At 70.0% G+C, this 11,418-nt stretch carries 7 protein-coding genes; 2 read left to right on the plus strand and 5 right to left on the minus strand.

Annotation, left to right across the window (positions count from 1 at the left end; genetic code table 11):
* The first annotated feature begins 249 nt into the window (after positions 1-249).
* Positions 250-1,611, plus strand: coding sequence for a pyridoxal phosphate-dependent decarboxylase family protein (locus ABT116_RS33705; RefSeq protein ID WP_351641630.1), 1,362 nt, complete (start codon positions 250-252; stop codon positions 1,609-1,611).
* A gap of 16 nt (positions 1,612-1,627) precedes the next feature.
* On the opposite strand, the gene ABT116_RS33710 is transcribed toward ABT116_RS33705, so the two are convergent.
* From ABT116_RS33710 to ABT116_RS33730, 5 genes are all read right to left on the minus strand, one after another.
* Entirely contained in the window at positions 1,628-3,370 is a 1,743-nt protein-coding gene (locus ABT116_RS33710) for an amylo-alpha-1,6-glucosidase (RefSeq protein WP_351641633.1), read from the minus strand.
* Between the two features lie 33 nt (positions 3,371-3,403).
* A complete protein-coding gene (locus ABT116_RS33715; protein ID WP_351641636.1) occupies positions 3,404-4,222 on the minus strand; it encodes a carbohydrate ABC transporter permease in 819 nt (272 codons plus the stop codon).
* Entirely contained in the window at positions 4,219-5,202 is a 984-nt protein-coding gene (locus tag ABT116_RS33720; protein ID WP_351641639.1) for a carbohydrate ABC transporter permease, read from the minus strand. Before ABT116_RS33720 ends, ABT116_RS33715 begins: the two co-directional genes overlap by 4 nt.
* A gap of 10 nt (positions 5,203-5,212) precedes the next feature.
* Positions 5,213-6,454: a sugar ABC transporter substrate-binding protein gene (locus ABT116_RS33725; protein ID WP_351641641.1), complete on the minus strand. Its 1,242-nt coding sequence runs from the start codon at positions 6,452-6,454 to the stop codon at positions 5,213-5,215.
* A gap of 127 nt (positions 6,455-6,581) precedes the next feature.
* Positions 6,582-7,604 (minus strand): LacI family DNA-binding transcriptional regulator, encoded by a 1,023-nt coding sequence (locus tag ABT116_RS33730; protein ID WP_351641644.1) that lies wholly within the window; start codon positions 7,602-7,604, stop codon positions 6,582-6,584.
* Positions 7,605-7,960: 356 nt separating this feature from the next.
* Between ABT116_RS33730 and ABT116_RS33735 the strand changes: the two genes are divergently transcribed.
* Entirely contained in the window at positions 7,961-11,416 is a 3,456-nt protein-coding gene (locus ABT116_RS33735; protein ID WP_351641647.1) for a LamG-like jellyroll fold domain-containing protein, read from the plus strand.
* The last annotated feature ends 2 nt before the right edge of the window (positions 11,417-11,418 follow it).

Genomic DNA, 11,418 nt, shown 5'->3' on the forward strand with positions numbered 1-11,418 from the left:
TGCGCAGAGCCGTGTCGATCCGCTGTTCCAGGCGGGTGGCGGTCTTGATCAGCAGGCCGAAGTCGTGGACGAGCCGGCTGTCGGCGGCTCGGGCGGCCTCGTCGTTCTCGCGCTTCGCGGTGTTCACCCCGCCGACTTTAGTGCTTCTTCACCTACTGCCGTCTCAATTACTGAGCAATCAATTGCTGAATAGTCAACGAACTCCTAAGGTGGGGCCACCACCCAGCACGTCGACAGAGAGGGAAGTCAGTGGACCTTCAGCACTGGCTCGGCCGGGCCAACGACGCGATACAGCAGTGGGCCGACACCTTCGGCCCCTATGAGCAGCACCCGTCCCTCCTCGTCGACGACGACCGTTTCGCCGCCGCCTTCGAGGAGCTGACCGGGAGGCTGAAGGAGAACTATCCCTTCTTCCACCCGCGCTACGCCGGGCAGATGCTCAAGCCCCCGCACCCGGCGGCGATCGTCGGCCACCTCACCACGATGCTGATCAATCCCAACAACCACGCCCTGGACGGCGGCCCCGCCACCGCCCGCATGGAACGCGAGGCCGTCGCGCAGCTGGCCTCGATGTTCGGCTTCGACACCCACCTCGGCCACCTCACCACCAGCGGCACGATCGCCAACCTCGAGGCTCTCTTCGTCGCCCGCGAGCTCCACCCCGGCCGCGGCATCGCCTACAGCGCCGACGCCCACTACACCCACGGCCGCATGTGTCACGTCCTGGGCATGAAGGGGTACCCGATCCCGGCCGACGACCGCGGCCGCATCAGCCTCGACGCACTCGAGGACATCCTGCGGACGGGAGAGGTCGGCACGGTCGTCCTCACCGCCGGCACCACCGGCCTCGGAGCGATCGACCCGATCCACACCGCCCTCGCCCTCAGAGACCGCTATGGCGTCCGGCTCCACGTCGACGCGGCGTACGGCGGCTTCTTCACCCTGCTCGCCGGCGCCGAAGGACCGGAGGGGCTCCCCCCGCAGCCCTGGCGGGCGATCGCCCGGTGCGACTCGATCGTCGTCGATCCGCACAAACACGGACTCCAGCCCTACGGCTGCGGTGCCGTCCTCTTCCGCGACCCCGAGGTGGGCCGCTTCTACCTGCACGACTCGCCCTACACCTACTTCACCTCCAGCGAGCTGCACCTCGGCGAGATCAGCCTGGAGTGTTCCCGCGCCGGTGCCTCGGCCGCGGCCCTGTGGCTCACCTTCCAGGTGCTCCCGCCCACGCCCGACGGACTGGGCCGTGTCCTCGGGGCAGGCCGGCGGGCCGCCCTGCGCTGGGCCGACCTGATCACCGCCTCGGACGAGCTGGAGCTGTACCAGCAGCCCGAGTTGGACATCGTCGGCTACTACCCCGCGGTGGAGCCCGCCACCCTCAGCGCTGTCGACGCCGCGTCGGCACGCGTCCTGGCCGACGGCATGACCGGCCCCGATCCCGTCTTCCTGAGCACCCTCAAGGCCGACCGGGACGCCTTCACCGCACGCCACCCGCAGGTCACCGCCGATGCCGACGGCGCCCGCATCCTGCGCAGCGTCCTGATGAAGCCGGAGTCCGAGGACCACGTACAGCGGCTGCATGACCGGGTCGCGCGTCTCGCCCGGTCATGAGCGCCGCCCACGGGGTTCACATCAGGTCAGGGTCACCTCGGAGTGCGTACGCCTCCGCGAGGAGGAGGTAGCTGCTTGCGGTCCAGGTGTAGGCGCGGTCGCGCAGGCCCGTTCCGGCGAGTGCGTCGAAGTTCTCGGCGAAGCCGTGGGCCTCGCACAGGGCGCGGAAGCGGCTGCTGATGTCGTCCGCCAGCCGGTGGTGGCCGGCGCGTCGCAGGCCGTCCTCGACGAGGACGGTGGCGGGGGCCCAGATGGGGCCGCGCCAGTAGCCGTCGTCGAGGTAGTGGGGGGACGTGGGCAGTTCGGTGGCGAGACCGTACGGGGTCAGGTGGGCCTTGATGTGGTCGGCCAGGGCGCCGCTGACGTGGCCGGGCAGATGCTCGCCGAGCACGATGGGCATGAGGTCGAGGAGACTGGCGCTGCTCCAGGTGTCCCCCGTAACCACGCCCCGGGCGACGAAACGGTCGTCCCTCCAGAGCTGGTCCAGCAGTGCCGCCTGGGTCTCCTCGGCGGCTCGCGCCCAGCGGAGGGCCTCGTCGTCTCGGCCCAACTCCTGGGCAAGATGGGCGAGTTCGTGGAGCTGGAGGACGAGGAAGGCGGACAGGTCGGCTGTCTCGACCACCCGCTCGGGATCGAAGGTGGTGGCGTTGTCCCAGCCGCTGTCGTTGCCGTGCTGGTAGTGGGGGAAGGCGGCGCCGGGGGCGCGTCGGGCGGTGAGCCAGAAGTTCGTCCAGCGTTCCAGCCGCCGGTAGGTCTCGTCCAGTTCGGCCTGGCCGGGGGGCGTCGGCAGGCGGCGGCGCAGGTGGCCGAAGGCCCAGCCGTGGATGGGCGGTTTGACGAAGTTGTAGAGGACCTCGGAGTGGGTCACCGAGTCGGGCAGGGCGCCGCTGCCGTCCTGGTGGTCGAAGGGCAGGGCGAACTGGTCCCGCGCCAGTTCCGGGCAACCGGGTGCCAGGGCGAGGGCGTTGAAGCAGTGGTCCCAGCTCCACACCTTGTCCATCCAGTGCTTGGACATCAGCACCGCGGGCCGGGTGACCAGACCGGTCGGGTTCACGGTGGCCGACCAGACGACGTAGGCGGCCAGTTCGGCGGCCGGGGTGGCGGAGGAGCGCCAGGGAGCCACCACGTCCACGAACCGGGTGAACGAGGCTTGAGCGGATGCCGCGATGTCGTCGAAGGCCGCCGCGGACGTGTACGGCGGGCGGGCGGCGTCGAGTTCCTCGATCGCGATCTCCCAGGTCCCGTCCGCCGCCGCGGCCGTGGCGAGACCGCGCTCGGCGCTGCCCAGCATCTGGGCCCCGGTCGCGTCGAGGGTGCCGGACAGTGCGGTGACGCGGTACCGGCGTCCCGTCTCGTAGGACGTGAACACGTGGGCGCCGGCGGCGGCGTCGTGGAAGAACCAGGTTCCGCTGAACGGCGTCAGGGTCGGGGCGGCCGCCCGTACGGCCATGCCAAGGCCGCTCCCCCGCAGTCGCACGGTGTCCGGCGACTCGTAGGCGAGGTCGACACGTCCCTGCGTGCCGATCCAGCTGAGCAGACCCGGTCTCGCCGCCACGCGGGTCTCGGCCCGATCGCCCGTGACCGGGTCCAGGGGTGTCAGGCTCAGGACGGCGTGCATGCCGTTCTGGTGGGAGACGAGGTGAAGATCCTCGGCGTACGTCTTCTCCGCCACCACGGGCGAGATGCCGAACCAGGATCCGTACGTGCTGAACGGGATGTCCTGGACGGAGAAGGCCGGGCCGGAGCGGTCGGCGGTCATGAGGTGTCACTCGTTTCTCGAGCAGGGGGGAGGTCAGTCCTTGACCGCGCCGGCCGTCACACCCGCGGCGACGTAGCGCTGGGCCAGGACGAGGATGACCGCGGCGGGCAGCGAGGCCACGACGGCGGTGGCCATGATGGCGTTCCACTCCTGGTTGTTGTTGCCGATGTAGTGGTAGATGCCGAGGGTGATCGGCTCGTGCGCCCCGCCGTTGACGAGGGTGCCGGCGAAGACGAAGTCGGACCAGGACCACAGGAACGCGAAGAGCGAGACGGTGACCACGGCGTTGCGGCTCATCGGCAGGACGATCGACCAGAAGGTGCGCACGGGCCCGGCGCCGTCCGTCCGGGCCGCCTGGAGCATTTCGCCGGGGATGCCGGACATGAACGCGGTGAAGATGAGCACCGCGAAGGGAACGGCCAGGGTGGAGTCGGCGACGATCAGCCCGGGGACGGACTGGAGCAGACCCAGTTGCAGGTAGATGGCGTAGAAGCCCATCGCCATGATGATGCCGGGGATCATCTGCGCGGCGAGGAGGAGGAAGCTCAGCGCTCCTCCGCCGCGCGGGCGCAGTTTGGCCAGGGCGTAGCCGGCGGGGGCGGACAGGGCCACGGTGAGGACGACGGTACCCAGGCCGATGACCAGGCTGGTGCCGAGGTAGGGCAACTGCTCGGCGAGGACGGTGCGGTAACCGGCCAGGGTGCCGTGGACCGGGAACAGGTCGGGCGGGGACTTGCGCATGTCCTGGTCGCGGGTGAGGGACACGTTCAGCATCCAGTAGACCGGGAAGAGCATGATCGCGGTCAGCAGGACGCCGACGGTGGTTTTTCCCCAGGTGCGTCGGCTTTTCATGAGTACGCCTGCTTTCGCTGGACCCTCATGTAGAGGAGGCCGAACGCCAGGGCGGTCAGCACCAGCAGGTTGCCGACGGCCGCGCCCGGGCCGAAGGCGGGCAGCAGGTTGCCGAAGCCGAGCTGGTAGGACCAGGTGGCGAAGGTCGTGGAGGCGTCGGCCGGGCCTCCCTTGGTCATGATCCAGATGATGTCGAAGACCTTGAGTGTGTAGACCAGCCCGAGGAGCAGCGTGATCGCGGACACGGGGCGCAGCAGCGGGAAGGTGATGCTCCAGAAGCGGCGCCAGGCTCCCGCCCCGTCGAGGGCTGCCGCCTCGTACAGGCCGGAGGGGATGGACTGCAGGCCGCTGTAGAGCACGACCAGGTTGAACGGCACGCCGATCCAGATGTTCGCGATGATCACCGAGGTGAGTGACCAGGACGGTGACGTCAGCCAGTTGACGGGGTCGAGGCCGAGGGCGTGCAGTGCCGCGTTGACGATGCCGGAGTCACTGTTGAGCATCCACGACCAGGTCGAGGCCGACACGATCAGCGGCAGCAGCCAGGGGACGAGGAACAGGGCGCGCAGGGTCGCCGAGAGCCGGAAGTGCTGGTTGAAGAAGACCGCGAGGGCCAGACCGATGGCGTACTGGAAGGCCAGGCACACGCCGGTGAAGACCACGGTGTGGAGCAGGGCCGGGGCGAAGGTCGGGTCGTCGAAGACCTTCCGGTAGTTCTCCAGGCCGGTGAACGGCGCGTCGCCCTGGACGAAGGAGCGGACGGTGTAGTTGCGCAGGCTCAGGTCGAGGTTGCGGTAGAGCGGATAGGCGTAGAAGAGGGCGAGATAGAGGGTCACCGGGGTGAGGAAGGCCCAGGCGGCCCACTGCGGGGAGGTGGGCCGGCGGCGTTCCGGGGTGCGGGCCGGGTGCGGGGCGGCGTGGTCCACCCCGTTCCTCAGCCGCGCGGACCGGTGGTCCGGCGGATGGACGGTCTGCTTCATCGGGCCCACATCACTTGACCGCGGCCTGCGCGGCGGTCAGCGCGTCCTCGGGCGACTTGGACCCGCTGAGGGCGGACTGCACGGCCTTCCACATCTGCTCGGAGATCTTGGGGTACTTGGTGCCCAGGTCGTCACTGGTGCGGCCCTTGGCCGCCTTGACCGCGTCGACCCACGGCCTGAGCGCGGGGTCGGCCGCCACCTGCTTCTTCCGGACCTCGTCGGTGGGGGCGACGTAGGAGAGGGTGGTGTCGGTGTCGTACAGGTTGGTCGTGCTCGTCAGGCAGGCCGTGAGCTTGCCCGTGGTGGCGTAGCGGGCGGTGTCGCTCTGGACGGGGACGGTGACGAACTCGCCGCCCGTCGGGGCCGCGGCGCTGCCTCCGCCGGTGGCCGGTATGGGCAGGACGCCGTAGTCGAAGCCGGCCTTCTTGGCGGCCGCGAGCTGCCAGGTGCCGTTCTCGGCGAAGGCGTAGTCGCCGCTCGCGAACTCCTGCCAGCTGGTGGTCTGGGTGTTGTTGAGCACGGAGTTGGGGGCGTAGCCCTTGTCCAGCCAGTTCTTCCAGAGGGACAGCGCGGATACGGCCGCGGGCGAGTCGAGGTCGGTCAGGGCGGCGCCGGAGCCCCAGAACCACGGCAGGAACTGGAAGCTGCCCTCCTCGGTGCCGATCGCGGAGAAGGTGATGCCCTTCTTGCCCGCCTTCTTGGTCTTCTCCAGGGCTGCCGTCAGCGATTTCCAGTCCTTGACGGAAGCGATGTCGACGCCGGCCTCCTTGAGGACCTTCTTGTTGTAGTAGAGCGCGAGGGTGTTGGCGCCGATCGGGGTGCCGTAGGTCTTGCCGTCCGACTGGCCGGCCGCGAGGAGGTTGGGGTCCACGGCGGAGGTGTCGAGCTTGTTCTCGTCGGTCGTGGTGAGCACGCCCGCGTCGGCGAGCGTGGACACCACCGGGTTGTCGACGATGAGGACGTCCGGGGAGTTGCCCTGCTGAGCCGCGAGCAGCGTCTTGTTGGCCAGGTCGCTGGTGTCGAAACCGGTCCGCTTGACCTTCACGCCGGCCTTGCTGCCGCAGGCGTCCAGCAGCTTCACCCACGCCGAGCCCTTGGCGAACTGGGGGTAGGGGTCCCAGATGGTGTAGGTGCCGCTGTCAGCGCCCTTGGTGTCGGTGCTGCCCGAGCCGGAGGAGCAGGCGGTGCCGACGGCGGCGAGAACGGTCGACAGGGCCACTGCGGCGAGGCGCCGTCTGGAGGTGCTGTGCATCGCGGGTTCCTTCGTTCTAGGCACAGGGGTGCCGTGGCGGGGGCGATGTGGGGGAAGCGGGCACACCGGAGGGAGGCGGTGAGGCGGTGTGCTCGAAGAAGAGGAGACAGGGAGGCAGCGGGGGGGGTCAGGGCTGTGGGGAGCCGGTGGCGGGACCGGTGCTGGCCCGCAGCGAGATGGGGGGTGTCAGCAGGTGGTGCCGAGCGGGGGCGCCGGGCTGGTCGAGCCGCTCCACGAGCAGTTCGACGGCGCGCCGGCCCAGCTCCTCCGCCGGTACGTCCGCGGCGGTCAGCTGCGGGGTAACCGTCTCCGCCCACCGGCTCGCCACCACCCCGGTGACGGAGAAGTCGCGTGGCACATGGCGGCCGGCCCGGGCCAGTCCTCGGTACAGGCCGCCCAGCGCGGCCTCGTTCAGGGTGACCAGGGCGGTGGTGTCCGGGTCGTCGCGCAGGATCCGTTCCAGGCAGTCCTGGCCGGAGGCGGCGTCGTCCCCGCAGCAGTACGTCCGCACGGTCAGCCCGCGTTCGGCCGCGGCCTTGGTGAAGCCGTCGAGGCCGCGGTGTGCCGACTCGTACCCGGCGCGCAGCAGTTGCTCGGGGCGGTTGACGAATGCGACCCTGCGGTGGCCCAGGTCCGCGAGGTGGTGGACGCATGCCGCCGCCAGTGCCGTGTGGTCGAGGCCGACCCACCAGCCGCTCTCCGGGTGGGCGGTGCGGCCGATGGCGACGGCCGGGAAGTCGAGCGCGGCGAGGTGGTCGGCCCGGTCGTCCTCCAGTCTGATCTCCATCAGGATGGCGCCGTCGACCCGCCGCTCCCCCAGCAGCCGCTGGAAGGACCGGTCGCTGTCCACGCCGCTCGGTGACAGCAGCACGTCGTAGTCGTAGGCCGCGGCGGCCTCCACGACACTGCCGATGAAGTCCAGCTGCATGCCGGTGTAGTGGTTGCCGGCCGGCGGGAAGACGAGCCCGATGGTGCTGGTCCGCCCGTTGGCCAGGGCGCGGGCGCTGGCGCTGGGCTGGTACCCCAGTTCGTCGACGACCTGCTGGATCTTCCGGCGGGTGTCCTCCGAGACCGGGCGCTTGCCGCTGAGTGCGTAGGACACGGTGCTCCGCGAGACACCGGCACGCTTGGCGATCTCCCCGATGTTCACGGCAACTCCTGGCTCGTCGAACCGGTTCGCATGGCAGGAAGGTAGGAACTGCCCCGAGTCCTGTCAACACCTGGGACGCACTTCGCTGGTCGGCGGGATGTCCCGGAAAGATCCTCGTGTCACGGGGATTGCTGGCCCGAGATGCCAGTGCTAGCTTCGCGAACCGGTTCGACACATCGACCCCTTCGGCTGCGCCGAGGCAGACTCTCATGCCTCTGTCCGCGAAGCCGCCGTACCCGCCACCCGACACGTGCCCCTGCCCCCTGCACACGCCACGGATCGAACCGGTTCGACGGACATTGCGGAACGAACCGCTGCTCGTCGAAGCGACGACACGACGACTGAGGACGCCATCCATGCCATCCGCTGACAGATTCACGCGGCGCCGGGCCCCGGCCGCCGTGGCACTGACCCTCGGGGCGGGCCTGCTGGCCGCACCGGCCGCCCCCGCGCAGGCCGCCGAGGCACCGCAGCCCGCCGCGCACTACTCCTTCGACCAGGACGACCTCGCCTCCGGGAAGATCACCGACAGCTCCGGCAACGGCCTGACGGCGACCCTGGTGAACGCCTCCACCGCCCGCTCGGTCGACGGCGCGGCCGGAGGCAAGGCGCTGGCCCTGCCCGGCGGTGCTCCCGCCTCCGACGGCGCGTACGTCCGCCTGCCGCGCCAGGTGCTCGCCGGCACGACCGACCTGACCGTCTCCGCCCGTGTGAAGTGGAGCGGTGACAAGTCGCCCTGGCAGCGGATCTTCGACCTGGGCACGGACACCACCAAGTACCTCTTCAGCACGCCCTACAACGGCAGCGGGCTGTTCCAGACCTCCGTGACCACCGGTGGCGGGGGCGCGGAGACCCAGGTCCGCGGCTATGCGAGCCTGCCCGCCGACGAGTGGCGGACGGTCACCGTCACCCTCGACACGACCGCCGGCCGGCTCACCACCTACCTCGACGGCGTGGCGGTCTCCTCCGCCGCGACCGGCATCAAGGCGGGAGACCTGCTGGACGGTTCGGCCACCACCGCCGGGTACATAGGCAAGTCCCTCTACCCGGACCCGCTGCTCCGGGGCGCGATCGACGACTTCACCGTGTGGCACGCGGCACTGAGCCCCGCGCAGGTGGCCGGTACGGTCGGTGCCGTGCCGACCCTCCAGGAACTCTCACGCACGTCCTTCGAGGCCCGTACCACCACCGGGACCGCCCCGTCCCTGCCCGCCGCCGTCCGCGCCTCCTACTCCGACGGCTACGACCGCGACACTCCCGTCACCTGGGACTCCGTACCCTCCGACAAGTACGCCGCGCCGGGCACCTTCACGGTCGCCGGAACCGCGGCCGGACGCGCGGTGAATGCCACCGTCACCGTGGTCCGCGAGGGAGAGCTCACCGTCGACCTCGGCTCGGACACCGGCGCGTTCCACGGCGGCGCCTCCGGCACCCTCTACGGCGTGTACGGGCCGGACGTCCCCACCAACAACCTCATGGAGGGCATGGGCCTGCGCACGGTCTCCACCAAGGCGCAGGACGGTCCGCAGCACCCCGGCGCCGACGCCCTGGAGGTGGTGAAGCCGCTGGCCGACTCCACCGATGGCGACGTGTACATCTACATGACCGACATCCACCGCGGCTTCCCGTACCAGTGGCCGGGCGACACGCCCGAGGAGAAACTGAAGCTCTACAAGGAGAAGATCGCCCAGCAGGTCGACCAGGTCCTGAAGCTGCCGAAGCAGTACCAGGACAACATCGTCTTCGTGCCGTTCAACGAGCCCGAGGGCAACATGTTCGGCACCGGCGAGTGGAGCTACGACAAGGTCAGCTGGCTGAACGACCCCGACGACTACTTCGCCGCCTGGGACGACGCGTACAAGCTCATCAAGGGCAGGATGCCCGGCGCCCGCATCGCCGGGCCCAACACCAGCGTCCTCTACGACCAGGTGAAGGGCTTCCTCACCCACACCCTGGCCGCCGGCACCCTCCCGGACGTCATCACCTGGCACGAGCTGAGCCACCCGGAGGCGGTGCGCCAGAGCGTCGCCAAGTACCGGGCCTGGGAGAAGGACCTGTTCAAGGGCACCGACCGGGAAGGCACACAACTCCCGATCAACATCAACGAGTACGCGTTCAACTACCACACCTCGGTGCCGGGCCAGATGATCCAGTGGGTGTCCGCGATTGAGGAGTCCAAGGTCGACGCCGACATCGCGTACTGGAACATCGACGGCAACCTGTCCGACTCCGCGGTGCAGTCCAATCGGGGCAACGGCCAGTGGTGGCTGCTGAACTCGTACGCCTCGATGAGCGGCCACACGGTGAAGGTGACCCCGCCGTTCCCCGGCGAGAACTACACCATGCAGGGCGTCGCCACCCTCGACGAGAAGAAGAAGCAGTCCCGGCTGATCTTCGGCGGGTCCACCGGCAAGGGCCACATCACCTTCGCGGGCGTCCCGAAGAAGGTATTCGGCAAGCGCGTGCACGCCTGGGTGCGGGAGATCGAGTGGAGCGGGCAGGTCGGTGACTCGTCCGGTCCGAAGCTCCTCGCCGAGACGAACCTGACGGTCGGCGACGACGGCACGGTCGCCCTCGACTTCGGCGACGGCGCCCTGCCCGACCTGAAGGAGTCCTCGGCCTACGAGGTGGTCCTCAGCCCGGCCGGGGAGGCGAAGGGCACGCAGGCGCCGCCCGTGCGCTGGCAGTCCTCGTACGAGGCGGAGGACGCCGCGCACACCGGCTCCGGCTGGTCGAAGAACGGCCCGGAGGGCTCACCGCGTGACGTGTCGAAGTTCTACACCTCCGGCGGCTACGACGTGGGCGGCCTGCGCACCGGCTCGGACGTCGCACTCGACTTCACCGTGGACGTGCCCGAGGACGGCACCTACGACCTGAGTGTCTTCGCCAACTCCCTCAACACCTACGACAAGGTCAAGGAGCAGGGCCCCACCAACGTCTTCCTGCGCGTGGACGGCAAGGCAGCCGGCGAGCAGGAACTGCACCTGCCGCTCGGCTACAAGTGGGTCGTCTGGGACCACACGGACACCAAGGTCGAGCTCACCAAGGGCAAGCACACCCTGACGCTCACCGCGAAGAGCGCCGACGGCAAGCGCATGACGAAGGGCGACGCCATCGTCGACCGCCTGACCCTCTCCCTCCCCCGCACCTCGGCGGACACGCAGGTGTACGAAGGCGAACTGGCGTGGCCGGCCGGTGGGGCACGCCCGGTGTACGACCTTCCGAAGCCGGCGGCCACCGGTTCGGGCGCGGTCCGGCTCGCGAAGGACCAGAGCGCGACGTTCTGGGTCTACTCACCGGCCGACCGCGAAGCCACCCTCCGGGTCGACACCCTCGGCGGAACGGGCGCCCGGCTCTCCGTCAACGGCCACGACGTCCTGCGCCTGGCCAAGGGCCGCAACAGCGCGGCGGTCTCCCTCTCCGGCGGCGTCAACAAGGTGACGGTGACCGGTGGTCCGGCCACGACCCTCGTCGACCGCCTCACGGTCACCCCGACCGAGGGCACACTGCCGGCGCGCACCTACGAGGCCGGGGACGCCACTCTCGCCGGCTCGGCCGCGCTCGCCCCGCTCTCCCTCGCCACCGGCGGCACGGCGATCACGGGCATCGGCGGGGCCCCCGGCAACGGCAACACCGCGACGTTCACCGTCACGGCCGACCGGGCCGGCCGGTACGCGCTGCGCATCCGCTACTCCAACCCCGAACAGTCCGAGGCCACCCACTACAACCCCGACCCTCACGCAACCGGCCGGCGTCGAGACGGCCCGAGAACAACTCGACCTCCCGCGGTTCGCGAGAGAGAACGTGAATGACG

The sequence above is a fragment of the Streptomyces sp. NPDC002130 genome (assembly GCF_040296465.1).
Classification (GTDB): Bacteria; Actinomycetota; Actinomycetes; order Streptomycetales; family Streptomycetaceae; genus Streptomyces.